Origin of the sequence: Photobacterium rosenbergii (genome assembly GCF_033022775.1) — a bacterium.
Taxonomy (GTDB): Bacteria; Pseudomonadota; Gammaproteobacteria; order Enterobacterales; family Vibrionaceae; genus Photobacterium; species Photobacterium rosenbergii_A.
This window is the reverse complement of record NZ_JAWJZI010000003.1, coordinates 173,774-200,685: the sequence shown is the minus strand read 5'-3', so window position 1 is coordinate 200,685 and position 26,912 is coordinate 173,774. Positions and strand designations below refer to the sequence as shown.

At 46.3% G+C, this 26,912-nt stretch carries 20 protein-coding genes; 6 read left to right on the top strand and 14 right to left on the bottom strand.

From position 1 onward, the window contains the following. The first annotated feature begins 61 nt into the window (after positions 1–61). Positions 62–799 (top strand): SDR family oxidoreductase, encoded by a 738-nt coding sequence (locus R2X38_RS08855; RefSeq protein ID WP_317521876.1) that lies wholly within the window; start codon positions 62–64, stop codon positions 797–799. Between the two features lie 214 nt (positions 800–1,013). Here the strand turns inward: R2X38_RS08855 and R2X38_RS08850 are convergent, their stop codons facing one another. Together R2X38_RS08850 and R2X38_RS08845 are read right to left on the bottom strand one after the other, a co-directional pair. Continuing rightward, the gene (locus tag R2X38_RS08850) at positions 1,014–2,270 is read right to left on the bottom strand and encodes a Y-family DNA polymerase (protein WP_317521875.1); all 1,257 of its coding nucleotides are present in this window, start codon (positions 2,268–2,270) and stop codon (positions 1,014–1,016) included. Beyond that, positions 2,270–2,674, bottom strand: coding sequence for a translesion error-prone DNA polymerase V autoproteolytic subunit (locus R2X38_RS08845; protein ID WP_317521874.1), 405 nt, complete (start codon positions 2,672–2,674; stop codon positions 2,270–2,272). Before R2X38_RS08845 ends, R2X38_RS08850 begins: the two co-directional genes overlap by 1 nt. Before the next feature lie 104 nt (positions 2,675–2,778). On the opposite strand from R2X38_RS08845, the gene R2X38_RS08840 reads away from it, so the two are divergent. Beyond that, positions 2,779–3,336, top strand: a complete 558-nt coding sequence (locus tag R2X38_RS08840) for an SOS response-associated peptidase (protein WP_317521873.1) — start codon at positions 2,779–2,781, stop codon at positions 3,334–3,336. A gap of 209 nt (positions 3,337–3,545) precedes the next feature. Here R2X38_RS08840 and R2X38_RS08835 read toward each other — a convergent pair whose 3' ends face one another. After that, complete coding sequence (locus R2X38_RS08835; protein WP_317521872.1) at positions 3,546–4,448, bottom strand: helix-turn-helix domain-containing protein; 903 nt, start codon at positions 4,446–4,448, stop codon at positions 3,546–3,548. Positions 4,449–4,740: 292 nt separating this feature from the next. Between R2X38_RS08835 and R2X38_RS08830 the strand changes: the two genes are divergently transcribed. The 3 genes from R2X38_RS08830 to R2X38_RS08820 all read left to right on the top strand — a co-directional run bounded on the left by R2X38_RS08830 (position 4,741) and on the right by R2X38_RS08820 (position 10,159). After that, on the top strand, positions 4,741–6,858 hold the full coding sequence (locus R2X38_RS08830; protein WP_317521871.1) for an alpha-galactosidase: 2,118 nt from the start codon (positions 4,741–4,743) through the stop codon (positions 6,856–6,858). A gap of 91 nt (positions 6,859–6,949) precedes the next feature. Continuing rightward, positions 6,950–8,320, top strand: a complete 1,371-nt coding sequence (gene melB / locus R2X38_RS08825; RefSeq protein ID WP_317521870.1) for a melibiose:sodium transporter MelB — start codon at positions 6,950–6,952, stop codon at positions 8,318–8,320. Between the two features lie 387 nt (positions 8,321–8,707). Then, positions 8,708–10,159 (top strand): glycoside hydrolase family 32 protein, encoded by a 1,452-nt coding sequence (locus tag R2X38_RS08820; protein WP_317521869.1) that lies wholly within the window; start codon positions 8,708–8,710, stop codon positions 10,157–10,159. 301 nt (positions 10,160–10,460) lie between these two features. Here the strand turns inward: R2X38_RS08820 and R2X38_RS08815 are convergent, their stop codons facing one another. The 9 genes from R2X38_RS08815 to R2X38_RS08775 form a co-directional block, all read right to left on the bottom strand. Continuing rightward, positions 10,461–10,784, bottom strand: coding sequence for a hypothetical protein (locus R2X38_RS08815; RefSeq protein WP_317521868.1), 324 nt, complete (start codon positions 10,782–10,784; stop codon positions 10,461–10,463). A 144-nt stretch (positions 10,785–10,928) separates the two neighbouring features. Then, positions 10,929–11,786 (bottom strand): nuclear transport factor 2 family protein, encoded by an 858-nt coding sequence (locus tag R2X38_RS08810; protein WP_317521867.1) that lies wholly within the window; start codon positions 11,784–11,786, stop codon positions 10,929–10,931. A 124-nt stretch (positions 11,787–11,910) separates the two neighbouring features. After that, positions 11,911–12,789, bottom strand: coding sequence for a helix-turn-helix transcriptional regulator (locus tag R2X38_RS08805; protein ID WP_317521866.1), 879 nt, complete (start codon positions 12,787–12,789; stop codon positions 11,911–11,913). 186 nt (positions 12,790–12,975) lie between these two features. Then, entirely contained in the window at positions 12,976–16,083 is a 3,108-nt protein-coding gene (locus R2X38_RS08800; protein ID WP_317521865.1) for a beta-galactosidase, read from the bottom strand. 114 nt (positions 16,084–16,197) lie between these two features. Continuing rightward, positions 16,198–17,106 carry a MalM family protein gene (locus R2X38_RS08795; RefSeq protein ID WP_317521864.1) on the bottom strand — a complete coding sequence of 303 codons (909 nt, stop codon included), beginning with the start codon at positions 17,104–17,106 and terminating at the stop codon, positions 16,198–16,200. A 69-nt stretch (positions 17,107–17,175) separates the two neighbouring features. Continuing rightward, positions 17,176–18,423 carry a carbohydrate porin gene (locus tag R2X38_RS08790; RefSeq protein WP_317521863.1) on the bottom strand — a complete coding sequence of 416 codons (1,248 nt, stop codon included), beginning with the start codon at positions 18,421–18,423 and terminating at the stop codon, positions 17,176–17,178. Positions 18,424–18,948: 525 nt separating this feature from the next. Further along, complete coding sequence (locus tag R2X38_RS08785; protein WP_317521862.1) at positions 18,949–20,178, bottom strand: ABC transporter substrate-binding protein; 1,230 nt, start codon at positions 20,176–20,178, stop codon at positions 18,949–18,951. A gap of 36 nt (positions 20,179–20,214) precedes the next feature. Next, a complete protein-coding gene (locus R2X38_RS08780; protein WP_222550453.1) occupies positions 20,215–21,066 on the bottom strand; it encodes a carbohydrate ABC transporter permease in 852 nt (283 codons plus the stop codon). Then, on the bottom strand, positions 21,066–21,992 hold the full coding sequence (locus R2X38_RS08775; protein ID WP_317521861.1) for a sugar ABC transporter permease: 927 nt from the start codon (positions 21,990–21,992) through the stop codon (positions 21,066–21,068). The genes R2X38_RS08780 and R2X38_RS08775 overlap by 1 nt, the downstream gene beginning before the upstream one ends. 499 nt (positions 21,993–22,491) lie before the next feature. Here R2X38_RS08775 and R2X38_RS08770 point away from each other — a divergent pair, with 499 nt between their 5' ends. Continuing rightward, positions 22,492–23,625, top strand: a complete 1,134-nt coding sequence (locus R2X38_RS08770; protein WP_317521860.1) for a sn-glycerol-3-phosphate ABC transporter ATP-binding protein UgpC — start codon at positions 22,492–22,494, stop codon at positions 23,623–23,625. A gap of 85 nt (positions 23,626–23,710) precedes the next feature. On the opposite strand, the gene fbpC is transcribed toward R2X38_RS08770, so the two are convergent. After that, positions 23,711–24,769, bottom strand: coding sequence for a ferric ABC transporter ATP-binding protein (gene fbpC / locus R2X38_RS08765; protein ID WP_317521859.1), 1,059 nt, complete (start codon positions 24,767–24,769; stop codon positions 23,711–23,713). Between the two features lie 15 nt (positions 24,770–24,784). Next, complete coding sequence (locus R2X38_RS08760) at positions 24,785–26,872, bottom strand: iron ABC transporter permease (RefSeq protein WP_317521858.1); 2,088 nt, start codon at positions 26,870–26,872, stop codon at positions 24,785–24,787. Positions 26,873–26,912: the final 40 nt, after the last annotated feature.

The window sequence follows — 26,912 nt, the reverse complement described above, 5'->3', positions numbered from 1 at the left end:
TTACAGCCCCCTTAGAAAAGCGTTAACCGTCAAAGATCATAAATAGGAAAGGAGTCCTAAATTGAAAATTGCATTAGTCACTGGTGGTTCGAAAGGTATCGGTTTACATGCAGTGCTTAGGCTCGTGAAGCATGGATATCAAGTTATTACATGCTCGCGCTCGAAGGATACTTGGCTCAATGCACTTGAAAAATATCCAGAGTTAAAAGTGGTTGATTACCAATCAGTTGATATTGCAGATGAACAACAATTAGAAGGTTTATTTACTCACATTATAGAGCGCTACGGAAAATTGGATGTAGCAGTAAATAACGCATCTCCTGCTCTTGCTTCTCGAGGTTATTTAGCTCAAGTAGATGTACCGCTTCTCAAAGAAACGCTTCATGTGGATTTTTTGTGCCAAGCCTTGTGTTTGAGGTCTGAATTGAAATTGATGGAATCAGGTGCATCCATAGTAAATGTAAGTTCCGTCAATGGTCTTAGACCGACGCCCAACGCATCAATGTATAGTGCTGCTAAACACGCACTTGAAGGGCTAACTAGGTCTGTTGCCCTGGAAAGCATTAAATCTGGAATTCGAATTAATGCGGTTGCTCCAGGTGTAACTTGGACACCCCGATGGGAAGAAAAGCAACTTGAAAACTCGAATATTCGCACTGAGGTCTCAGACGTCGTACCAATCAACCGTTTTGGGGAAATCGACGAAATCGTCAATGCTATAGAGTTTTTATTATCTGATAAAGCCAGCTATATCGTTGGTCACACGTTAGTAGTTGATGGTGGGCTTTCGTTGGCATGATCGAACAAGTAAGGATAAGTGTCGAATACCATTCCCCTTATGGGTAGCCCTTGTAGCTATCTTGGTCGGGCAACGCCGACACAGAGCATGGTGTGGTTGCAACAAGGGCTATCACGTAGCGCTTTACCTTACCGCCGAGTAGTGTCTATTCGCTGATTCAGTCTGGGAGCTTACAGTGAAGAAACAATGCCCGGTGTGTGGATCGTATGAGCATCTAGCACCTAATTTTCGGTAAATCCCGCCATTTAGTGGTGTATTGAGGTGATAATAGCTCCCGCTTCATTGACCACTTAGGGTTAATCCCTTGAGCCGCTAAAAAGACAGAGCCATTGCCGTATTTCTTGTTTAGGCTGTCGAATACACCCATAAGTGCAGGGTTAGACGGCGATTCATCAAAGAGATCCCCTTGGGCGTGCTTACCGCTAACCAGGTCGATAAACCCAACGCCAATTTTGTAGTAGCGAACCCCTTCAGTAAATAAGCTGTTTAGCTGAGCAGTTACTGCTTTGGTGATTACGGTTGTATCGTCTGTGGGGTAGGCAAAGCGGTAAACTTGTTTGAAGCCTTGAGGGCGTTCGTCATACGGGGAGTTAGAAGCAAAGACCATCATGACTTTGACTAGTGACTGCTGTCGCCGTAACTTCTCAGCCGCAATGGCGGCATGTTTGCACAGCGCCTGGCGTAAATTATCTGGGCAGGTAATGCGCTCACCGACACTCCGTGTGCTGAAAATCTGTTTTTTATCCGCCCTTACTTCGTCCCAGCCTTTGCAAGGCTCTCCGTTTAACTCTCTAACGGTGCGTTCTACTTCAACATTAAATGATTTTCTGGCTAAGCCCGGCTTTAGCTGTGCCAGCTGCAGGGCAGTATTGATCCCCATATACTCAAGGCGCTTTGATATGCGAGAGCCAATGCCCCATACGTCTGATGTCTTGAGCTGTGAAAGTATTTGGTGACGTTGTTGAGGGCTATCGATTATACATACTCCTTGATACCCCTGAATCTTTTTGGCTGCATGGTTGGCGACTTTAGCCAAAGTCAGCGTTGAGGAAATACCGATACACACGGGTAACCGGCACTCACGCCATACCGCACGACGTAACTTCTGGCCGTGAAAAGCTAGATCAGGTATGGACTTTTCACAGCGTTTGAATGCCAGAAATGACTCGTCGATAGAGTAAATATGCTGTTCTGGAGCAAATCTGCCGATGACTTCCATCATCTTCGCGGACAGATCACCATAGAGTTCGTAGTTGGAAGAGCAGGCAATAACGCCTTTGGCCTCGCACAACCCACGCATTTCAAAATATGCTTTGAATTTCTGCACACCGGCTTCCCGGGCCTGCCGGTTCGTCGCAACAATACAGCCATCGTTATTACTAAGCACGACTACTGGCTTACCACGCCAGTCAGGACGAAAGACTTGTTCAGCTGAACAATAAAACGAGTTGGCATCTACAAGTGCAAACATTATTCCTCCAGTAGCCGGCTTGCACGGTGGCAGCGTATCGAGCGGATCACGACTCCCTCAATGGAGAATTGGTCACTCTCTGAAAGATATAGGGTTGGGTATCCAGGAGCTGCTGAAAGCAGGCAACGACGGTGGGTATCGAGCAGCTTGCAGACAAACTCGCCATTTAGGTTCGCAACGATCACATCATGGTTGTTCGCTTGAACATGCCTGTCAACGATAAGAATATCACCGTCATAGATCCCGACCCCCTCCATTGAACGGCCTTGGGCTTTTCCAATAAAAGTTGCACTGGGGTGCTCGACCAACAGCTCATCTAAACTCAGTGGTAGCTGTAGGTAGTCTGCTGCAGGACTTTCAAAGCCTGTCACACCGGCACTGGCACAGATTGGAATGATTTTCATATTTAATACACTGTTTATATATACAGTGGTATTTTGGTCAGGAACCGGAAAAAATTCAATAGGCATCCTGTTTCTTAGAGCTGGCAGAGTAGGGGGTGAACACTATGTGCGGACGGTTTGGTGTGGGTGGGATTAAGTTTAGCCAGATGGTGAGCAATGAGCTTAGTTGTGATTTTATTGCTACTGAGAATATGGACTTACGGCCAACGCAAGCTGTGTCTGTTGTCGTGAATGCCGATGGAAAACTACAGCAGCTAGATGCGAAATGGGGGATTAAACCTGACTGGGCCAAGAAAATAATTATTTATGCTCAGTCAGAAACTGCCGCTGAAAAGAAGACTTTTAAACAAGCAATGGCTAGCAGGCGTTGTTTGGTACCCTGCTTGGGTTGGTATGAGTGGCGGGACGAGGGAGGCCCCAGAAAGCAGAAGTACTATTTTTCCCATCAAGAAGGCCGCCCGATATATATGGGAGGGATCTGGTTTCCATCTGAGGTCCCTAAAGTGGTTACGATAACCACGCAACCTTATGAAGTCTGTGAGCCATACCATCACAGGATGCCCTACCTGGTAAGCCATGATGATGCGAGGCATTGGATAACTGGGCAGGGAATAAGCGAGAAGCAGGTTCCGTTAAGGATCATTCAGGCTGCCATAAAGTAGTGCTCATTTATATGCTCTTATATTGTTTTGTTGTGTGTGGCAATTTAGAGCTGCATTATTATTAACTGTTATGGCGGATCGACTTCGTTACCTCATTTTTGGCAACATCAACATCAGTTAGAAGTACTGGAAATTAAACAGAGCTGTTGCGTTGCGACAATCGTAACTCGGTTCTGCCCAAATGTGATTTTTTTCTATGTAATAGCAAGTCATGAGATGATTTGAGTTTCTGACCTAAATTGCTGAGGAGTTAAACCTGTATGGCTCTTGAATGCAGCGAAAAAGGAACCTGGGTGTTTAAAACCACTGTCATTCGCAATATTTTTGATTGGGTTTCGAGTGTTACTCAGCAACACTTTCGCATGATTGATGCGCATAATTATCAAATACTGCTTTATCGAGACATTCAGCATATTCTTAAATAGTCCCATGGCGTATTTCGGATGCAGTTTTACATGGGCTGCGATGTCATCGACTTTAATGTCTTTGTTATGGTTTTTAGCAATGTAATCGAGCATGAGCTGCACGTTTTTATAGCCCGTATCATTTGGGTGGCGAGACGAGCCGTTACGTAGGAAGCTGAACATTTCGACTTTATAATCGAACGAACATAGACGTCGCAGCATTAAACAAACCTCGTCACTGACTATTCCATTTCGCACACTATTTTCACCGTGATAACAATTTAGCCAACGATTACTTTCGGCAAGGCTGATGATCCCGTCGGTGTGAGAGGTGATAACCCCACCATGCATTACTTGCTGCACAAACTCTTGTGGTAGCACCCAACCAAGAAAAGCGCTCAAGGGAATATTGATGATCCCAACTAGAGCGTCGTCGCTGACTTTACTTACTCTATGCGGTGTCACTGCCCAAAACACTACCATCTCTCCCGCGGATACTTTTACGCTGGCATTGTTGATCCCGTATTCGAGCGTCCCTTTGTGCAGCACATTGATTTCGACTTGCTGATGCCAATGGTAGTCAGCCATGTAAAAAGGTTGGCGCTGCTCAAAACTTAACTCAGTGTCTACATCAAGTAGAGGTGCTGAGTGCATATCATTGACTAAATAGATGACGTTTTCAGACTGAAATACTTCCAGGTGATGCATGTAAAATTGTCCAGGTTACGTTTTGGTGGTGCTATAAAGTAAGCTTTCGGGGTAAGGCTACCAGACGGTGTTTATTTGAAATGTGATCTGTATTGGCTTTTCTGGCTTATTTGTAATGGATTATGAGGTTTTATATTGATTGTTGAGTATGGGTTTTGGTTTTGCTTTTCATCTAATGACTCTTGAAAGGTAAGGTTTGGTGACGTCGGTGTTTTTTTCGATTTGATGACAAAAGAAGAGTCGTTTAATTTGACTGCAGTTTAATCGTTTGCCACATGTCGAGTAAGATGTAATGAAAGAAAAAAAATTAATTGAGTTAAGCGGAGCGGAGTCCCAACTTATTATTGAGCTTGGTGACTTTGCAGAAATTCTACACTGGGGTAAGAAGTTAAGTGGTAGCCTAGAAAACTTTCGCTCCGCTTTGCATCGTCCGGTACCTCATGGACGCTTAGATAAAGACGTAGCAATGACGACTCTACCTGAACTTGGTCGTGGTGTATTCAGCAGCCCTGGATTGGAGGGACATCGGGATAGTCAGGACTGGGCGCCAGTATTCTTCCTGAAAAATATTCAACAAAGTGATGGCCAAATTACTCTTGCTAGTGAAGATGAACAGGCTGGTTTGCAGCTATTAACAGAAATTTGCTTAGATCAATTTGATGTTGTGAAAACACGTCACACATTAACTAACCTCGCGCCTGGGAAATATTTCGTCAACCGCTTTGCGAACTCAATGCCATTACCTGTAAGAGTAAATGAATTGATGACGTTCCACGGACGTTGGGCAAGAGAATTTCAAACACAACGTCAGCCACTACTTCATAACGGCTATCAGCAAGAGAATCGACGTGGCAGAACGTCACATGAACACTACCCGGCAATGGTTGCTGGTACGTCTAACTTCAGTGAGACACAAGGCGATGTTTGGGGATTCCACTTTGCTTGGAGTGGTAACCATCGTTTACGTGCCGATGTAAAAACTGATGGTCGTCGTATGATGCAAGCTGAAGTGATCTATTTTCCTGGAGAAGTCGCGCTGGAAAAAGGGGAAAGTATCTCTACGCCATGGTTGTATGCAAGTTACAGTGAGAACGGACTCAACGAGATGAGCCATCACTTCCATTCGCACGTAAGACACTCGATCATCGCTGAAGATTTTCAGAAGAAGTTACGTCCGGTGCATTTGAATACATGGGAAGGGATCTATTTTGATCACGATCCTGAATACATCATGGAAATGGCTTCGCAAGCAGCAGAAATGGGAGTGGAGCGTTTTATCATCGATGACGGATGGTTCAGAGGTCGTGACGATGACACTGCCGCATTGGGGGATTGGTTCCTAGATGAGCGTAAATACCCAAATGGCCTTGAGCCAGTTGTAGACCATGTTAACGCTTTGGGTATGGAGTTTGGTTTGTGGTTTGAGCCTGAAATGATAAACAAAGACTCAGATTTATTCCGCGAACATCCTGATTGGTTACTGGCTGTCGATGGCTATGATCAACCAACAGGCAGACATCAACATGTTATTGATTTGCTAAATGATGATGCATTCAACTTCATATATGAACGATTGGACCATTTCTTAAGCACCTACAATATTCGCTACATCAAGTGGGATATGAACCGAGAAATCGTTCAGCCGGCACATGATGGCGTGGCATCTGGACGAAAACAAACAGAGCGTTACTACCAGTTAGTCGATAAGGTAAGAGCCAAGTTCCCTCATGTCAGTATTGAGTCTTGCGCGGGTGGCGGTGGCCGTATTGATTACGAAATCTTGAAACGCACCGACCGTTTCTGGCCTTCGGATAATAATGATGCGCTAGAAAGACAAGGGATCCAACGTGGCATGAGTTACTTCTTTCCGCCAGAGGTGATGGGTAGCCATATTGGGTCTGATAAGTGTCATTGTACTCGCCGTCGTCACAGCATTGAGTTCCGTGGACTGACGGCACTGTTTGGTCATATGGGAATAGAGCTTGATCCGGTGAAAGAAGATAGCAATGAAAAAGCGAACTTTGCACGTTATGTCGCGCTACACAAGCAATTGCGATCGTCGTTACATACAGGGAAAATGTGGCGCACACCAACTGACGACAGTTCGCATCAAGTGTTGTCTGTCGTTTCAGAAGATCAATCTGAAGCGGTTGTTGTGGTGGCGCAACTGGATATGCCAACACACTCTTTGAGCGGCAACCTGCGCATATTGGGCCTAGATGATAAAGCTACTTACCGTATCTATGTTTTAGACAAACCGGCCAACTACAACGACATTGTCGTGTTCCAACCACCTTGGACCGAAGCTGGTTGTGAACTAAGTGGGGAATGGTGCAAAGAGGTTGGTTTAAGCATGCCGCTACTCGATCCCGAAACTGCGATGTTAATCAAAGTTGAGAAGGTAAATTGATTCGGTATCTCGAATAAATGAAATGATTTTGGCTATCAATGAAATGTCATTGGTAGCCAACTAGGCCGATAACTAAGAACAGGGTAGTAATATGTCTAATCAAATAACGATGAAAACCAAAGCATCCTACGGACTTGCAGCATTAGGTAAAGATTTCGCCTGTGCACCTATTTATATCTTTTTAATGTTTTACTTTACCGATGTGGCGGGTCTCTCGGCTGGCTTTATCGGCACTATTTTTTTAGCGGCGAGAATTATCGACGCTGTGACAGATCCCATGATGGGAATGATCGTAGACAATACACGGTCTAAATTTGGAAAGTTCCGCCCTTGGATTGTCATTGGAACACTGTTGAATGCCGTCGTTCTAATCGCTTTATTCCGCACTCATACGTTTGAGGGCACACCTCTTTATATCTATGCCGCTGCAGCTTATATCTTGTGGGGCTTAACATACACCATCATGGATATTCCGTACTGGTCGATGATACCGGCACTATCAAGCTCCCGTAAGGAAAGAGAGAAATTAGTCATTTGGCCGCGTATGTTTGCCAGTCTCGCATGGTTTATAATTGGCACTTACGGCCTGACGATCATAGGTAAGTTAGGCGACGGTGATCAGGGTGAAGGTTTCTCCAATCTCGCGATGTTAATTGCTGTATTGTTTATTATGAGTGCATTTTTAGTCGCAAGAAATGTTAAAGAGTGTGTGACCGTTGATAAAACAACGGAAAGATTTAACTTAAAAGATGTGGCTAATATTTTAAAGTCTAATGACCAACTCAAAGTATTAATCAGTTCAGTATTGACGTTCCAGATTGCCAATATGATATTTGGTGGCTTTGCCATCTATTATTTCACTTATGCTTTGAATAATGCCGAATTATTTTCTACTTATATGATGGTGTCAGGGGTTGCTGAATTCATCGGTGTCGTTACTTTTCCGCATATAGCAAAATTATTCCCTCGTAAAAATTTATGGCTCATTGCATGTGGCCTAGCGGTTTTATCTTGCGTTCTGCTCTATTTTATGCGTGTCTTTATTCCTGGTAGTGTACTTTTGATAGCCATGGGAGCTGCCGCGAAATCATATGGTGTGGGTATTGTGAATGCACTTCAGACCGTAATGTTAGCTGATGTTGTCGATTATGGGGAGTATAAGTCTGGGCACCGAAGCGAGAGCGTCATTTTTTCTGTACAAACAATGTTGGTTAAGTTTGCAGGAGCAGCGGGTGGATTCATTGTGGGTGTTGGTTTGTCATTAGTTGGGTATATTCCAAATGCCGTTCAAAGTAGCGAAACCGTTGCAGGCTTGGAATTCATGATGATTGGGCTTCCGACGTTATTAATGATAGCCAGTGTCGTTGTTTACCGAAAGTTCTATCGCCTTCATGACGGCTTTGATAAAAATAAAATTGAAACTGCGATGGCGAGATATGGTTTTAAAGCCACAAGTGCTTAATACTTAAAAAGTAAGTTTTTTTGCCCCCCTTTAATTTTAATTCCGATCAGTTAAGGCATTAATAGTGGGATCAATTGAACGATCCTATCAGTGTATAAGGATTCGATATTGGTTATCCTTTGATGTGCTGGAGAATTAAAAAATTGAATACACACAAAAACTGATAAAGTGTATTTTGCAATAGCGGTGTAAACATGATTCTTATGACTTAATTACCCTTATATTAATTTTAATTAAATATTTCCCCTTCTTTTTATTAAGGTGAACGTTATTAAGTACGTTGAGTGTATTGAAAAGTGAATCTAACGTACACTTATTCCTTTAATAAAATTAAGAATAGCTTTGATGTATATTCGATTTTATTTAAATAGCTAAGGTAAAAATAGCATGCAACAATTAGCAAAAGATCCATATCGTCCAATAATGCACTTTACTCCACCATTTGGTTGGATGAATGACCCAAATGGTTTGGTTTACATCAATAATGAATACCACTTGTTTTATCAGTACTATCCTTACGCGAATAAGTGGGGACCGATGCACTGGGGGCATGCAGTCAGTGCCGACCTGCGCAATTGGCAGCATTTACCACCAGCGTTGGTTCCAGATGAAAAAGGCATGTGTTTTTCAGGTAGTGCCATAGTGGACTGGTGCAATACGAGCGGGTTGTTTGACAATGAATCACAGCCGGGTGTACTGGCGTTTTATACCGCGTGTATCGGCCATGATGATGGCAGAGATAGTGAACAAATGCAGAGTCTGGCTTACAGCAAAGATGGAGGCTTTAGTTGGAATAAGCTTGCCGATAATCCGATATTGCCTAATCCGGGTTTAAAAGACTTCCGCGATCCAAAGGTCATTTGGCACGAGCAAAGTCAGCACTGGATAATGGTCGTGACGGAAGGGCAGGAGGTGGGCTTTTATCGCTCTAGCGATCTTAATCACTGGGAAAAAACCTCCAATTTCGGTTTGAACGAAGGCAAACATGATGAGATGCCATGGGAGTGCCCGGATCTTTTTCCTATCCTATTGGAAGGCTCTAAGGTTTGTTATTGGGTATTGATTGTGGGTGTGCAACGTTGCAGCCACGCAGGTGGTTCAGGTACTCAATATTTCATTGGTCAGTTCGATGGTGAACGTTTTATTAATCATCATGATGCTCAAACAGTGCTATGGCTTGATTATGGCAAAGATTATTATGCAGCCCAAACTTGGTCTGATGTGGAAAATGGCTGCCGTACGTCAATTGCGTGGATGAGCAACTGGTTGTATGCTAACGACGTTCCTACACAGGCATGGCGAAGCGCTATGAGTGCGCCACGAGATTTAAAATTATCGGAAACCCAATCGGGGTTACGACTTTTATCATCTTTACCTAAACAATGGCTCAACGAGCGAAATACCATTATCTCTCAAGATAAAACACTCAACGCAGGAGATAGCTTCGCTATCTTTCAGAATTACCATGCAGGGATACTTGATGGTATGTTATATTTGGGTCGAGGAAGTTCAATATCTATTTCCCCTTTAGGTAATGAGTGTTTAACTTATAATATAGAGCGTAACGAAAATAATATTATTATAACAACAAGCAGAAAGGTAGGGGATGATGGTGAAGATAACTATACTGATATGTTCAGTCATGAATCTAGTTTAACTATACCTGATAGCGACTTGTTACAATTTACATTAATCATTGATCGTTGCTCAAGTGAACTTTTTTTGCAGGATGGTGAATACTGTTTTACCGACCTTAGCTTCTCTCTGGAGGTCAGTTCTATAGAATTTTGCTGTTCTACTGGTAAGGGGGTATTAGAAAGTTTGAAGTTCTTTGAGTAAGTTTACTTAACTTTGTACAAAACGTAATTGTTGTGTGCAAATTTTAGTACTAGGTGACAGTTTTAATTTTAATATTGTCACCTTATTTTATGTGATTTGGTCCATCGATACTGGACACTAAGTTAAGCGAGTTTCCATACTTATAGTTATTCATGAACCGCTAATGTTGGATCTTCCGAAACTCGGAAATGTCCAAAAACAAGCTGCGCCCCACGGCTGAAAATTGTGATCAGCAAAGACTTTTAAATCAGTCGATCGGCCGTGCAGTTGTAAACTGTAATCAATACCTAATATCGAGAAACTAAATATGATCAACTGGATCCAGAGCGGACAGTCCTTGGATGCAGCTTGCGATATCTTGCTTTAAACAAACCGATTTCGATTCCAATTCCATTGTGATGTCCTCATTTTCAAGGTTTACTCTCACCAAATGCGCCTCTGGAATAGCCATCGCAATCTGCTCCATGGGAATTCTAATTTCCGTTGGCGTGTTAAAGCCTGAGCCTAGATCTAGCAAAACAACTTTCTTATCTACGACATCATTTAGCCATGTCATCAGGTTCTGATATTCCGCTTGATGCTCGACATCAATAAACGAGCTGTGGATGCGAGCGTTAATAAACATATTGCTGCCACAATGAGGACATTTAGGTACACCATGTTCATCGGTAAGGATCTGTTCTTTCTTATCGTAGTAGGGGTCCATAGCCTATAGAAAAGGGCCACCTTTCAAGTGACCCTCTTGGGAGTGGTTTCTAAATGGATTCGGTTATTCAAAACCAAACTTGCCGTTGTCGTTCTTCCATTCTGATTTTGGCGGGATCACTTCAATGGTATCCCAGTGTTCAACGATTTTGCCGTTATCTACACGGAATAGGTCATAGAATGCGACATGTTGGTTCATAAAAGTACCTTCACTGACCGAGAGGACAAAGTTACCTTCCCCGATAATCAGATGGTTAGTAGCGTATACCATCGGCATTTCGGCCTCGGCCAATGACTTGAGGGCAGCGCTTAATCCGCTTAAACCATCTGCAACCGCGGTGTTGTGCTGGATATAGTCAGAGTCTTTGTCACCAATAAAGTGACTAATTTTTGTCATATCGCCTTTGATAAGAATTGTTTGAACAAAGTCACTGACTAGCGTTTTATTCGCATCGGTTTTATCTATGTCTGTGATTTCGGTTGTGCCATCGAACTGAGTTCGGCCACTAGGGTTGGGCTTGGCCACTTCTTGCAAGTTATCCCAATGTTCGACAATAAGGCCGTCTTCAAATCGGAAGATATCGAACCCAGCTTTAGGGCCGAAGAAATTATATTCGGTATGAAGAGCAACGTAGTCACCGTCTTGAATTGTGCGAATCACGTTTGCTTTGGCACTACCTTCAGGAAGCTGTTTAAGCACTTCACCAAAACCGGCAAGACCATCACCGACTGCCAAGTTATGCTGGATGTACTTCTCTGGGTTGATGAAAGAAATTGCGCTCTGGTCTCCGGTTTCAATGCTAGAGATAACCGCTACAGCTTTATCGCGGTTAGTCATCTCTTCTGCGTTTACCAAAGCAGAAACACTAAGGGCTGAAGTCGCAATAATAGTGGTTGCGAAGAAATGGGTAAGCTTGTTCATGTTGTTGTCCTCTTGTTCGGTTGGGAATAATAATAAGAACAAGTCGGGTTGAGATCTGTGTCGAAATGGGTCCGAAAATGGTTAATATCGAACTTTGCACCCTCAATAGTGGGTTTGCTGGAGGCTAGAGTTGAGGGTCGGCATATTGCTTTTGAAATTGGCTTGGTGTCATTTCTGTTTGGTTTTTAAAGTACTTCACAAAGTTACTGGCATCTTCAAAACCAAAATCATAGGCCAACTGCTGGGTGGTGGCATTACTAACGACTAACCGGCGCTTCATCTCTATCGTGACAAAGGCGTCAATCATCTGCTTCGCAGTAAGATCGGTAGCGAGCTTGCAGATTTGGTTGAGTGTCTTGTAGGTAGTACCGATCTGCGAGGCAAACCAGTTTGCATCGCGAACGTGTTCATAATGTACCTGCAAGAGGTCAAAAAATCTCGCTAGTTTAACGCTTTGTTCTTGGGATAACTTATCATGGCGTTCTTCAGGTCTTAATCGATGTAGCATTAACGCGAACGAAGAAAATAGATACATGACGATTAAAGGGTCTACATTATCCCGGGATATTTCTTTCAATACCTCTTCAATAATTCGTGTGGCACTAATGCCGGTATTCTTGTCCAATGTCAGTACCGGAGAGCGCGATTGGTTTAGGTAAGTAGGTGTATAGTTTGGCAGGCGCATGTTGGCATGAAGTTGGTCAAGGAAAGCCTGGGTAAAGATAATGACCTTCCCCTTAGGTTTTGAAGAGAAGTCAAACGCATGAACCTGCTCGCGGCGAACAAAGACAATGCTGCCGGAGTGATATGGGTAGCTTTTAAAGTCAACCATATGTTCGCCGGCTCCATGCTCAATGTAAACCATCATAAAGAAGGTAATTCGGTGAGGTTTGTGAGGGGAGTGATCCAGGTTTTCACGCTGATAAAGAGACTCTAAATCAAAGATCTCCAATTCTGCTTGGTTCGATTTTTTATGGTTAAAACTGATAGTCGGTATCTGCATCTAAACTCCGCATGAACAACAAGATCAATATAATCACGCTACCTACAGGTAAATATTATCAAAAATTGTTCAGCTGGAGTGAGCTTAGTTTGCTTTGGCGAATTCTAACGGCGAGGAGATGCGGCCCCACTTTCGATGAGGCCGCTAATCGATGACCTGCCTTACTTTGGTAAGGCTGTCTTGTGGTTATGCACCGAGAGGCTCAATGCACAGGCTGTAGGCATATTGCTTGTCAGTGAGCTTGAAATCTTCATGGACACTCGGGCTCCATGAATCATCACCGCCAACCCCCATATGCTGGTGGTCTACACGCAGGTAGATTAGCTGTTCGGCTTCAAGCTCGTTGGTGTGTTTCGCTGCTGCCAGCTGCTGCTGGCTGTAACGGCTGACACTGAACTGAAACTCACCTGAGATATTCAAGCTACCGATAGACAGCGAGTTACAGCCACAACGCAGACCATTATCTGTAGGGAAGATGTATGGTGTGTGCATGCCGCTCAGTGCTTCGGTGTACTTTCCAAAGCGGGCACCCGATAGCCTGTCTGGGTAGTTTTCAAATGGACCCAGTCCGCGCCATTCGATGTGCTGCTGCTCTTGCTGTAGCGGTAAGGCTAGCTCTAGGCCAATGCGAGGCATAGGTGGTAGCTCATCAGCCAGTTTAACCGAGATATCTACCTTGGTTTGGCCTTGGCTGTCCAAGGTGTAAGTCCAAACGGTGATCGCTTGTACATTACCATTGAAGGTATACACGAAGGTTGAAGTGACAGCGACGTGGTGGCTAAGGGTATTCACCTGGCAATCAACACATTCGCGGTTCCACTTGCCGATACCTGCTGCGTCCCAGCGGCATACCCAGGCATTCGGGTCAACGAAATCAACCTCACTCACACCTATGTCGTTATCCAGCGGGGCACGGAAGAAGTTATCTGCTGGTGAAGCTATAAGTTGTGGCTTGCCTCCGATTGTCCATTGCTCCAGCAGACCGTTGCCTTTGTTCCAGCACCAATTATGCTTGCCATCGTCACTGCTGACCAAAATGTTTTGATCGTTTTCAGTAGCAACAGGGGCTTGGCTACGGCTGAAGGCAGGGTAGGCCAGGGAGTTGCGGTTAGTGACTGCAAACTGTTCGCTGGCAACAATGTGGCCAGCTTCTGCCCACGGTGTTCTTTCGCGTAGCTCGATATCGGTATTGAGGTGGTAAACCGCACCGGCAAGGGGCTTGAAGTCAATATCGATGCAGAGGGTCTTCTGGCTATCTGCCGGAATATCCAGTAGCTGCTCGCCCGTTGCAATAATACGGCCATCTTCAAGCAGAGACCATTTCAGGCGCTCGTTGTCGGTAGCACGGAACAAGTTCTCGTTGGTCACCGTCAGGGTATACGCGACACAGTTGGCCAATAGCTCTTCGCTATCGAGCTGGACGGTGATCATGCGCTGGCAGTGTTTGGCTTCTTCCAGAGTCGGGTGCGGGGTTCTGTCTGGGAAAACCAATCCGTTGATGCAGAACTGGCGGTCGTTGATGGTATCGCCAAAATCGCCGCCGTAGGCCCAGAAATGATCGCCTTTGTCATCGAACTTGCTGATCCCTTGGTCAACCCAATCCCAGATAAAGCCGCCTTGCAGGCGAGGGTAGTCTCGGAAAGCGTCCCAGTACTCGTTGAAACTGCCAAGGCTGTTACCCATTGCATGGGCATACTCACACAAGATCAATGGGCGGTTCTCATTTGGTAGGGACACCCACTTCTTGATTGACCACTTTGGCACGGCTTCATCTGCAATGGTGGTGTTCACACGGGCATACATAGGGGCAATGATATCAGTCGCGGTCGTATCGGAGCCGCCGCCCTCATACTGTACCGGGCGAGATGGGTCGAAGTTCTTCGACCAGGCATACATGGCGTTGTGGTTGCTACCATGACCGGATTCATTGCCCAATGACCAAATGATAATCGAAGGATGGTTCTTGTCACGCTGAACCATTTGGGTATAGCGGCTCATGTAAGCGTGTGCCCACATCGGGTCGGCAGACAGGCGGTTCATCGGCTCCATACCGTGGGTTTCGATGTTGGCTTCGTCACACACATACAAACCGTACTCGTCACACAGTTCGTACCAACGAGGGTGGTTAGGGTAGTGGGCAGTACGCACCGCATTGAAGTTATATTGCTTCATCAGGCAGATATCTTTGATCATATCTGCTTCTGTCATAACATGGCCAAGCTCTGGGTGGTGCTCATGGCGGTTTACGCCACGGATCAGCAGGGGCTTGCCGTTGAGGCAAAGCTGGCCGCCGATGGTTTCAACTTTACGGAACCCAACGTGGTAGGCTTCACTTTCGATATGGCTGCCATCGGCATCAAGCAAAGAGACCACACAGCGGTATAGGTTTGGTGTTTCGGCACTCCACTTGTTCGGCTCACGTACCGACAGCGTTTGGAATACTACATCGTTGTAGCTACCGCGCTCGTCGATACGACGGTTGTTCGGGCGGTCAATAACTGGCTCGGTGATTGCCTGCTCACCATCAAACAGTTGGATCTGTACCTGATGTTCAGCAGTGGCATTGATATGGGTAACAACAGACAAGCTGCCATCACGGTAGCAAGCATCGAGATCTGGTGTGATAAAGACATCTTCAATGCACTGTGAAGGTTTGGCCAGTAGGGTAACATCACGGAAGATGCCGCTTAGCCACCACATATCCTGATCTTCTAGGTAGCTGCCGTCACTCCAGCGGATCACCATCACTGCAAGGGTATTTTCACCAGCCACAAGGTACTGGGATAGATCGAATTCTGCTGGTAGACGGCTGTCCTGGCTGTAACCGACCCAATGGCCGTTACACCACACATGAAAAGCAGAGTTAACACCATCGAAGATAATACGATGGGTTTCTAGTAGCTGACTTTCTTCTACCGTAAAGCTGGTACGGTAACAGCCTGTTGGGTTGTCTTTCGGGACGAAAGGCGGGTTTACTTCGAACGGGTATTTGACGTTGGCATAGATTGGCTTGTCATAGCCTTGCAACTGCCAGTTAGACGGTACCGGAATACTGTCCCAAGCCTGATCATTGAAGCTAGGAGTCACGAACTCGCCGTTTACTTGCTCCGGGGCATCGAAAAGCTTGAATTTCCATTCGCCGTTCAATGACTGGCGCTGGGCATTTTTTGCATCCCGTGCACTGTCGATGTCACGGTAGCTGGCCAGTGGGCTGTGCGCAGACAAACAATGGATGTTCACTGACTGAGGGTTATCCCAGTCTCGGCGCTGAATAATGTTAGAAAATGCCGTCATCGTTATCCTACTTATATTGATCTTACGTAATCTTGAAAATTTTAGTTGCTGTGCCGCACGGCGATAGCTCGCTGCCCTACGGCTAGTTATTCTTTGTGCTTTTCGGGTTGGCTGTTATTGGGCCAAGGTATCCAACAGGTAATCTTTGGCCTGTTCATGGCCTGCTGACTCGGCTTTGTTTGCCCAGTCAATGGCTTGTTTGAGCTTTTCGCGGCTCATGGCTTCATCAATTTGTTGTTTGAAATAGTGCCAGTCCTGTGTGTCAACGGATGCAGTCTGTTTAGGTGTTGTTGATATAGGTTCTGATACAATAGTCGTTGCAGTATTTGATACGGCTGCAGTCGAGGCCTCTTTCGCCGTTAGGCTTGAAAGTAGGTCTACCACAGGATTTCCGAAGTGCTGCTGCGTGGTCATTTCAACCACGCCGACAGGCGACAATGTCGCATGAAGCGGAAGACGTTTATTGCCGATAATGTTCTGTGACTCGGCAAATTCCTGTTCTGGGTGTATACGTTCCAGCTGATTGCCAATTTGCTCAGGATCGTGCTGGATCACCAGGTAAGCCATGTTGTTAAGCTGAGTGCTGAGGATAAATTTACCTTCAATGCGCTCGAGACCGCCTAGGCTACTGGTAAAGTAATGGAAATCTTCTGTGGTGTACTGCTCGACCAACTGCCATTGATTGTCATAAATGGCTATAGCCGGGGCGAGGACTAGATTGTTTTTAATCGGAGCACTGACTGTCAGCATGAAAGGAGAGGCCGTTTGCGGCAAACTATAAGCTTTGGCAGGTGTGCGTTTTGGACCCTCATTGCCAACATGGGCGAGAGGGAGAGTCTGACCATTTCCATCGAGAATCACATACTGTTGGCTATCTAATGCCAACGGTTGGATTGATAGCGCAGCAATAGATTCACAGCATGCCGATTGGTTAAGATCGGTATTGAGTGCTGTGTCTGGAATACTACTGCAAGCGGTTAGGCTCAGGCCAAGCAAAATGATCGCCAACTGATTCTTCTTCATGCTTTTTCCTTAGGGTACAGGCCCTAAAAGGCCCGTACCATTTTTAGTCAAGTTTGTGTGAACGGGTGATTACCACCAAGTCTCGACGTTGAAACCGAAGGTCACTTCGTCAACGCTGTCCTTGCCGCTGGCGTTACGCATAGCTGTGCCGTAGGTATCGCCACCACGGTTCCACTCGTCGTTCTTCTCGGAGTAGGTTGCGAAAATACGCAGCGAAGGGCGAGCCCATACGCCTTTACCGGCCTGGAACATCTGGGCAACAGTAACCTTGTACATGTCATTGGTACCTACGCCGTTTTGTGCTTCGACAGTTTCATAGCCGACTTCCAAAGCCGTTGCCATGTAATCTGTCCAGCTGTACTGAGGGCGGGCACCGACACTGAACCACTTCTCACCGTCGTTGTTATCAAGGTTTTTGTCCTGATAGGCGATCGAATACATCACTTGGAAGTCTTCGTTGACGTTCAGATCGCCAGAGTTGAAGATCCGCCAGCTATAACCATCATGCTCAACACCTGTGCTGTACTTGCGGTTAGAGCCGCCTTCGGCGCTCATCAAGCCGCCCGCAAGGGCATTGGTACCATACTGAAGGGCTAAGGTATTCGAACCGTAGTCCCAAGCTTGGCGGTAAAGCGCGGATAGCATGGCACCAGAAGTGGTGATATCTGACTCTTCATAGCTAGAGTTTTGGGTGAAAATGTAGTTCAAGCCAAAGGTCAGATCGGCGGTGTCGCTAATAGCTATGTCACTGATTCGGGCATCGATGTTATGCAGGCTGCGGCCATCAACACTGGAGTTCGGTGCCATCCAGGCAATGTGGCCGTTACCAAAGCCAAGATCCCAATCTTCGATACCAATACCGGTGCTTGATGTATCCCAGTACTTGATATCAATCATGTGGACTTCGTGGCGGCGGTAGAAGCGCTCACCGGCCCAGACTTTGGCATTTGGCTGCGAGGCAAACAGACCATGACCGGCTGACCACATCTGGATGATACTGACATCACCCCAACTCTCACCGCTACCTAGGTAGAGGGTCGTATCGAAGTAAGCATCGCCATTTTGCCACACATCGGCTTTTAGGCCTGCTTCCCACCAGTTCAGCTCGTTACCCAAACGGTAGTTACCATAACCTTCGCTGGCGCGGATCACGTCGTTACGCTCACCTTTGCCATCATTGTGGTCATCATTGTCTGTATAGATATTCCCCCATTTGGCATAGCCAAAATATTGAATGTTCTCTACTGCCGCTTGGCTGGCTAGTGGGGCCATTACCAGTGCTATGCCGACTGCTTTTGCTAGCATCTTCTGTTTCATGAAACGTCTCCATCATTTTGTTTTTTTATGTATGGGTCCTAACTCAAGAGCGATCCTAGCATTGCCCTGGAAACGTTTACAGTGAGGTGTGGCGTATTTTGTTCATAAAAGGCAAGGCAATTAATGAAATTGTAATTTAGCTCACATTAACGGTGTTTTTTGGCGGTTTTTGCTGGAAAATGCACACAGGGTGACATTTAAGGTCCGGAAACGATTACATTGAAGAGGCGGGACGCAAATGGAGAGAAATAAAAAGCCCAACAAAACAATGAGTTGGGCTTTTTTGATCAATGGAAACAAACTTCTTTCCCAAGCAGTACAGATTGCTCGGTAAGCCAAGTAAAGAAGCTATCTATGAGTGTTTTGAGTTAGGAACCCAGGATAACGTTTCACTTTGAATCACAATAGTCACAGAATACGTCAGCTATTAGTGTGAATTCAAGTAATATGTGAAACTCCTTGAATGGAATCAAAACCCAAAACACCGCATTTTTACTGGAGTGGTATCGATTTCACCACTATCAGTTACTTGTTGAAAGTACGAGCACGGGTTCGCTCCAGGCGCTTGAGGATTCGGTCCAGGCGGTCAGGGTGAACCATGAACTCCTGGAACGCTTTCATCCCTTCCTGTGCCATCGCCGGATCGGTATCGCGGTCGTAGAACTGTGACGTACCGGATGCGCTGTTTAGCATGGCAATGCCTTTGTTGAGGAACACATCGTCAGTGACCGTAGACTTATTGTTGGTCGGGATCTGCAGCAGTGCCTCGTTCATCTTTGTTTGATTCTCAGCGCGTGCGATAAACGCTAGGAACTTACGGGCATTGTCTTTGTTTTTAGCCTTGCTTGGGATGTGAATGGTATCAATCGGGGCTTCTTCGGCCATTGCAATCTCTGGGTCAATGGCTGGGAATTGCATAAAGCCCATTTTACCTTCCAGCTCTTCTGGGAAGTTAGGGGTGATGAAATTACCAATCAAGTACATGGCTGCTTCGCCGCGGTACAAGAACGGCTGAGCTTCCTGCCAAGAGTAACCCGCATGGTTTTCCAGGAAATAGCCCTTGTCGATCAGCTCACGCCAAGTATTGAAGGTATTGCGAACGCGCTCATCGGTGTAAGGGACTTTGCCATCCATTAGATCGAGGTGAAAGTCCAGCCCATTGACGCGCAGGTTGATATAGTCAAACCAACCTGCGGCGGTCCAGAGGTATTTCGTCCCTATGGCAATCGGGGCGATGTTGTTTTGTTTCAGCGTTTCCGACGCGGCTAGGAACTCTTCCCAGGTTTTAGGTTCGCTGATGTCGTATTTGTCGAAGATATCTTTTCGGTAGTAAATACCCCATTGATAATAGGTAAACGGTACGCCCCATTGCTTGTCATCAACCGTCATTGCTGGGATGGTACTGGTGAAATCTTCATACATGTTGTTGGCTTGCCACACGTCGCTGACATCTTCCAGCAAACCGCGGTCGACAAACGTCTTCATTCGGTTACCGGCATGCCAGAATACGACATCGGGTGGAGAGGTAACCAACCAGTTACGCAGTGTTGTTTTATAGGCTTCTTTGTCATACAGGTTGTATTTAACGGTAATATCTGGGTTTTCCTGCTTAAACTGGGCAACCATATTGTCAAAGACGGCCTTTGGTGCTGGATCGGCTTGATCTGAGTTGATAATCAGCTCCGAGGCGAAAGCAGTCGATGCCATGCTCATCGCCAGCGTGGTAGCGGTGATGATTTTATGTAGTTTTTTCATCATTTATCCTTATTAGTAGGGTAGTTGTATTTCCGTTTAACCTTTGGTCGCACCTAGGGTTAACCCAGCAATGAAGTGTTTCTGCATCGCGAAGAACAAAGCGACAGGCGGAAGCGCAGCCAGTACGGCGCCAGCGGAGATCAGGTTCCAAGAAGCCAGCCATTGGCCACGTAGAGCGCTGATCCCTGCGGTAACAGGGCGTACTTCTTCGCTTTGCACCAATACCAGTGCCCAGAAGTAGTCGTTCCAGATAAAGGTAAAGACCAGTACCGATAGCGCTGCCAGGGCTGGGCGGACTAATGGCAAGATGATGTACCAGAAAATCTTGAACTCGCTGACGCCCTCTACGCGCGCTGCCTCAAGTAATTCATTGGGTAGGCTGACGATGAAGTTGCGCATGAACAAGGTGCAAAAACCTGTCTGGAAAGCGACGTGGAAGATAATTAACCCAAGGTGGGTGTCATATAAGCCTGCACTGATAGTGAGATCGCGAACAGGGATCATCAATATTTGGAATGGAACAAAGTTACCGGCAATAAATATAGCGAGAAGCCAAATATTGCCTCTGAATTTATATTTTGCCAATGCAAAACCTGCAAGCGTCGAAAGGGCGACGGCACCGGCTACCGCTGGCAGCGTAATAATCAACGAGCTAAGAAGATATTGTCCCATATCGGTGGTTTGGAACACCATCTGGTAGTTTTCTATTAAATTAAAGCTGGTGGGCCAACCCCAATAGTTTCCTTGGTTGATATCTTCTATAGAGCGTACCGAAGTTAGCAATATAGCCAGGAGTGGTAGTAGCCATAATATAATTGAAAAAGGCAGTGCAACCCGGTATGCAATATTTATCGTCCGGGATGATTTATTAATAGGTGTCGGGAACATTACTTCTCACTCCTTAACATGCGCGTTAAGAAAAAGGCGATATAGATAGCCATGATCAGGAATAGCACGACAGCAATAGCGGCACCGTAGCCCATCCGGTAGTTGAAAATTGACTGTTCATACATCATATAAGCCAGTACGGTCGAGCTTCCCCAAGGGCCGCCAGCGGTCATGGTGGCAACCAGGTCGAATGAGCGCAGGGCACCAATCACCGTCACCACTACAGCGATGAATGTCGCCGGTGATAACTGGGGCAGTATAATGTGCCTGAGGAGCTTGAGCCCCTTAGCGTTATCAAGCCGGGCGGCTTCAATAAGCTCCGGATTAAGGTTATTGAGCCCGGTGAGGTAGAGGATCATGCAATAGGCAATTTGCGGCCATAGGCCTGCAGCAATAATGCCGTAGGTGACGTATTGATCGCTAGATAGCAGCGCAATAGGTTCGGCACCGAAAAAGGCCAGAATACTGTTTAACAAACCCAAGCTAGGGTCATAAAACCAAGTGAATACCAAGCCGACAATGACTTGCGATATAACAAATGGGAAAAAGAATAGCGCTTTAATCAAGCGAATTCCTTTCACTTCCTGATTCAAAAATAGTGCGATGGCCAGACCAATCGGTGGGGCAAGCATAAACAGAATGAGCCACAACAAATTATTGGTCAGTGCGGTGTAAAAGGTTTCTGAATCAAATAACTCTATATAGTTGTCAAAACCCACCCAGACTTTCTCGCCCATACCATCCCACTGGTACAAACTGAGGTTGAAACTATTAACAATGGGGTAAAGGACATAAATAGAAAATAGCACCAATGCCGGGGCAAGAAATACCCACGGTACTAAAGAAATAGGAATAATCCGCTTCCTTTTATGTTTAGAGTCACTGGCTCTATCTAATGTTGCTTCTGCTGAAGAAGAATGAATCATACTAGGCTCCGATTCCATGTATGCAGAGATCTCGGTTCATTGGCAAGCGTGCTTACCAAGTTGTTCTGTATGTTCTAGGTGTTGTTTTGATAGCTGTTTGATGACGCAAAGTGATTTGCGTGGTTACGATATCGACAATGGTGTTAATAAAACGTGATCAAGGAAACGTTTCCATTAATGGTAGTGATAATACTCACAATGTGTGACATGGATCTGGATGATATGGTCGATTTATAGCTTGGAAAGTCTCTCGCGTATAAGGGTTTTATGTAGGGGTTTCAATCTAATATATTGTTTATTTAGTATGAATTGTGTGCTTTATCACTCTTGTCCTGTGTGAATGCTACAAGGTGTACTCAGCTCACACTATGTTAAAAAGATGAGTCTTATTGCTCTGGAAACGTTTACTGTGTCGTTACAATCAGGTAGCGTAAATAGCGTTCTAGTTGTTTGATAAATAGCCTTGCTGACGTCCCGTAACCTCAGAGGATGAAATTATATGGCTGGTATATCCCTAAATCGCGCAGTGAAACGATTTGGAAAAATACAAACTATCCACGGTATCGATCTGACTATCGAAGATGGTGAGTTCACTGTCTTCGTTGGTCCGTCGGGGTGTGGTAAATCTACTCTTCTCAGGCTCATTGCTGGCTTGGAAGACATTACTGAAGGCGATATCTGCATTGGTGGGGTCAACATGAATGACGTTGAGCCCTCAGAGCGTGGTGTCGCAATGGTGTTTCAGTCGTATGCGTTATACCCGCATATGACAGTGGAAGAAAACATGGGCTTTGGTCTCAAGATGGTGGGAGAGAAACCGGAGGTGATCAAGCAGAGGGTGAAACATGCCAGTGATATTCTCCAGCTCGAAGCGCTGCTCAAGCGCAAGCCGAAGGAATTATCGGGTGGGCAACGGCAGCGTGTGGCGATTGGCCGTGCGATTGTTCGCGATCCGGAAGTCTTCCTGTTTGATGAGCCGCTGTCTAACCTTGACGCCGAGCTGCGGGTCGAAATGCGGATTCAGATTGCGAGGCTGCACAAACAGCTGGGCAACACCATGGTGTATGTGACCCATGATCAGGTCGAGGCCATGACACTGGCCGACAAGATTGTGGTATTGCGCGATGGCAGGGTAGAGCAGGTGGGATCACCGCTGCAGCTTTACTATCAGCCAGCCAATGAGTTTGTCGCCGGTTTTATCGGCTCGCCGAAAATGAATTTTATCCCGGCTATGATAGCGAAAAAAGAGCCACAATCATTGACGCTTACCTTGCCCGATGGACAATCTGTTTCAATTGCCGCCCATACAGACGGTGTTGAAGTTGGCCAGGCGGTCAAAGTGGGGATCCGTCCTGAACATATTTTCCTCAATTCCCAAAGCAGTGAGGAAAATACTATTTGTATTGAGTTCCAACCTGATGTGGTTGAAAGGCTAGGCAACAGTACCTATCTGTTTGGCCAATATGCAGGTGTCGATGGCTTCAAGATTCATCTACCGACCGATGAGCCGGTCGTTACCGGTAATAAGGTAAAGGTGTATATGGATAACCACAACTTGCACCTGTTCAACGAAAATGGCCTTTCTATTCGTCAGTACAGTGATGCTGACGTACCTACTCAGATTTGTGCGTAGAGCACTTACCTAAGTCCCCTACAATTACCGTTCTCGCATAATAAAAAAGCCGCTCAAATGAGCGGCTTGCACTAGACGATAAACCTTAGTTTGTTTCTGGGGGTAATAGGAACACACCGTTCGGGTTAATCGTTAGGTACGCATGGTCGGTGAAGCTGGTATCAAATTGTGCGGAGTTTAGCTGCAGCAATAGCTCATGGCCTTGCCACTCCACGACGACTTCATACATCGAGCCCATATACGCTGCACTGATGACTTGGCATTGCTGGCAAGGTTCTCCATGCTCGGCCAGTAAAATAGCTTCAGGGCGTACACCAATCTGAAAGTCGCCTGGATTAATACCTGAAACATTGTCTGTGGCAGCTGGTAGGTTGTAGCCATGGATGTCTATGGTTTCTCCGTCAAAGTGACCTTCAAACAGGTTGGCTTCGCCCATGAAGTTTGCCATAAACATAGAAGCTGGGTGCTTGTACAAATCTGTTGGGCTTCCCTGTTGCATGATGTCGCCATCTTTCATAACGATAACGGTATCAGAAACCGCAAAGGCCTCGGACTGATCATGGGTAACGTACAGCGACGTGATATTGAAGCGCTGCTGCAAATCGCGAATGGTCTCGCGCATATTCCTGCGCAAATTGGCATCAAGGTTACTCAAAGGTTCATCGAACAGCAGCACCTTGGGCTTGAGCACGAGTGCCCGTGCCAGGGCAACGCGCTGTTGCTGCCCGCCGGAGATCTGGTCTACGAAACGCTCGCCAAAACCTTCAAGATCAACAAGTTTGAGCGCATCATCGACCCGCTTTTTGATTTCCGCCTTATCCAAGCCCAGCATTTTTAACCCATACCCCACGTTTTCGTGCAGGGACATATGGGGAAACAGGGCATAAGACTGGAATACCATACAGATATCACGATGCTGGATAGAGGTATTGGTGACATCCTCGCCGTCAATGAAAATCTGGCCGCTGGTGGGTTTTTCCAGCCCTGCGACAAGGCGAAGCACTGTGGTTTTGCCACAGCCCGATGGGCCCAGCAAGGTGACAAGGCTGCCTTTTTTGATTTCTAAATCGAGGTTGCCGATAACGGTTTTGTCGCCAAAGCGCTTACAGACGTTTTTGAGCACTACAAAGTTTTCAGTTGCCATGAATTTATTCTCCAGTTAGGACGCGTCGTTTTTGGCTTTGGAACGCGAAATACGCGCTTCACCGACAAGGAAATCAAAAATAAGGATGATGCTGAGCATCACAACAATCAGGATGGAGCCGTAAGCAATAGCGATACCGTATTCACCGTCCTCTACTCGGTTGAGGATGTAAGAGGTTGCCACCCGAGTTTCTGGGGTTACCAGGAAGATAATGGCGCTCACTGTGGTCATTGCGCGCACGAAGCTGTATACCAGCGTAGATAGAATCGCTGGACGCAGTAGTGGTAGCAAAATATGGGTGATGGTTTTCAGCGAATTAGCTCGCAGGCTCAACGAGGCTTCGTCCAATGATTTGTCCAATTGGCCGAGACCGGCGACACCGGAGCGGATCCCCACCGGAACGTTTCGCATCACCATGGAAATAACTACGATGGCGGCAGTACCGGTTAGGTACACAGGTGCATCGTTAAACGCAAGGATATAGGAGACACCGGCAACGGTTCCCGGTACTGCAAAGCACAGCATAGTGGCAAATTCGATCACCTTTTTGCCGTGGAACTGCTGGCGCACAACGATGTAAGCAATCAATAGTCCGAATAGTGCAGTTAGCGGTGCGGCAATACCGGCATACGTCATGGTGGTGATCAGTGATGGCCAAGCCCCTTCGCTCATACCCATACCAAACAGGTTAATGTAGTTGGCGAAGGTCAGGCTGTAATCAACCCCCCAGTTGACGGTAAAGCTACCGTAGATAATGCTGCCGTAGAGCAAAATGTTGAATGCCATCCAGAAGTACAACAGGCCCGACACGCTGTGTTTCAATGTGGCAGGCAGTGGCTGGACATCGCCCCGGTAAGACTTACCGGAGATGGTGACATAAGAGCGTTTGCCTATCCAAATATACTGCACGACGAAAATAGCCAGTGAGAACAGAAGCAAAACTGCGCCAAGGGTACTGGCAGAGGCGTAATCTAGCTGAGCGCCAGCAATGTAGAAGTAGATCTGAGTGGCCAGTACGTCAAAGCTACCACCGAGTACCAGCGGGTTACTGAAGTCTGCCAAAGACTGGACGAAGATGATCAAAAAGCTGTTTGCCAATGCCGGTTTGAGCAGCGGCATGACGATTTTAAAGAAGGTCTGGTAGCGATTGGCCCGCAGGGTATAAGACGCCTCCTCCAGTGATGGATGTAGCGATTTCATTGCACCGTCAAGGATCATGAACGACATCGGTGCGAACGCCAGTACCTGTGCCATCCATATGCCGGTAAAGCCATACAGCCAGTTGGTTTGGGTAAGGCCGAACCAATCCACCATCAATTCAGTGATATAACCAGAGCGCCCCAGCATCAGGGTGACACCCAAGCCGACTACGAATGGCGGGGTAACGATAGGCAAAATAGAAAAGATTCGGGCAATGAAGGCACTTCGCTTGGCGATGCGGGTGGTATAGATAGCAAAGACCAAACCGAAGAAGGTTGCGCCGATGCCGACAGATGTCCCCAGCATGACGGAGTTCATGATGATCTGGATGATTTGGGCACGGCCAAGAATATCTAGGAACTGCCAGGCGACAAAATTCCCCATGTCATCTTTGAACATAGGGACAAAGATGGCGATGCTCGGGAAAATAATAAATGTGGTGATCAGTAGCACGATTGCGATGAGCGAGCCAATAACAAACGTATCGCCGCCAAGGTATTCAAGCCTTGAGAAAGCCAAGGTCATTACTGCACCAAGCACAACAAACAGGGCGATGGTTGCGTAACCCATTCCTTGCGCGGTATACCAAGAAGAAATCACCACAAACAACATGCAGAAAGCACTGTAGCCGATATCGAAGTAGTGTCGGTTTTTGGCGTATTTATCCTGCACTTGGGCAGGGCGGAACAATAAAACAGCAGGGAGGGCGAACCATAGCCATGAGATATTCATGCTACTCCAGCCCATCGCTGCTCTGAATTCTTCTGGGGTGGATTCAAAAAGGCCCCAATCGAGAGCAAAGACTGGCAGCAAAATAAAAGCTGCCAGCAGGCTTAATACCCAATAAAAGACAGGGTCGCGCTTTATGGCACTTGGCGTGATTTGTGCGGCAAGTTCGTTCATTGTCTGTACCTGAAATGTAGAGCGGTGTTGGTCTTGTCAG

Bases quoted from the DNA above. Each gene is read 5' to 3' on its own strand.
- R2X38_RS08850 (WP_317521875.1), bottom strand. From the start codon at position 2,270: ATGTTTGCACTTGTAGATGCCAACTCGTTTTATTGTTCAGCTGAACAA.
- R2X38_RS08845 (WP_317521874.1), bottom strand. From the start codon at position 2,674: ATGAAAATCATTCCAATCTGTGCCAGTGCCGGTGTGACAGGCTTTGAA.
- R2X38_RS08840 (WP_317521873.1), top strand. From the start codon at position 2,779: ATGTGCGGACGGTTTGGTGTGGGTGGGATTAAGTTTAGCCAGATGGTG.
- R2X38_RS08835 (WP_317521872.1), bottom strand. From the start codon at position 4,448: ATGCATCACCTGGAAGTATTTCAGTCTGAAAACGTCATCTATTTAGTC.
- R2X38_RS08830 (WP_317521871.1), top strand. From the start codon at position 4,741: ATGAAAGAAAAAAAATTAATTGAGTTAAGCGGAGCGGAGTCCCAACTT.
- melB (WP_317521870.1), top strand. From the start codon at position 6,950: ATGTCTAATCAAATAACGATGAAAACCAAAGCATCCTACGGACTTGCA.
- R2X38_RS08820 (WP_317521869.1), top strand. From the start codon at position 8,708: ATGCAACAATTAGCAAAAGATCCATATCGTCCAATAATGCACTTTACT.
- R2X38_RS08815 (WP_317521868.1), bottom strand. From the start codon at position 10,784: ATGTTTATTAACGCTCGCATCCACAGCTCGTTTATTGATGTCGAGCAT.
- R2X38_RS08810 (WP_317521867.1), bottom strand. From the start codon at position 11,786: ATGAACAAGCTTACCCATTTCTTCGCAACCACTATTATTGCGACTTCA.
- R2X38_RS08805 (WP_317521866.1), bottom strand. From the start codon at position 12,789: ATGCAGATACCGACTATCAGTTTTAACCATAAAAAATCGAACCAAGCA.
- R2X38_RS08800 (WP_317521865.1), bottom strand. From the start codon at position 16,083: ATGACGGCATTTTCTAACATTATTCAGCGCCGAGACTGGGATAACCCT.
- R2X38_RS08795 (WP_317521864.1), bottom strand. From the start codon at position 17,106: ATGAAGAAGAATCAGTTGGCGATCATTTTGCTTGGCCTGAGCCTAACC.
- R2X38_RS08790 (WP_317521863.1), bottom strand. From the start codon at position 18,423: ATGAAACAGAAGATGCTAGCAAAAGCAGTCGGCATAGCACTGGTAATG.
- R2X38_RS08785 (WP_317521862.1), bottom strand. From the start codon at position 20,178: ATGAAAAAACTACATAAAATCATCACCGCTACCACGCTGGCGATGAGC.
- R2X38_RS08780 (WP_222550453.1), bottom strand. From the start codon at position 21,066: ATGTTCCCGACACCTATTAATAAATCATCCCGGACGATAAATATTGCA.
- R2X38_RS08775 (WP_317521861.1), bottom strand. From the start codon at position 21,992: ATGATTCATTCTTCTTCAGCAGAAGCAACATTAGATAGAGCCAGTGAC.
- R2X38_RS08770 (WP_317521860.1), top strand. From the start codon at position 22,492: ATGGCTGGTATATCCCTAAATCGCGCAGTGAAACGATTTGGAAAAATA.
- fbpC (WP_317521859.1), bottom strand. From the start codon at position 24,769: ATGGCAACTGAAAACTTTGTAGTGCTCAAAAACGTCTGTAAGCGCTTT.
- R2X38_RS08760 (WP_317521858.1), bottom strand. From the start codon at position 26,872: ATGAACGAACTTGCCGCACAAATCACGCCAAGTGCCATAAAGCGCGAC.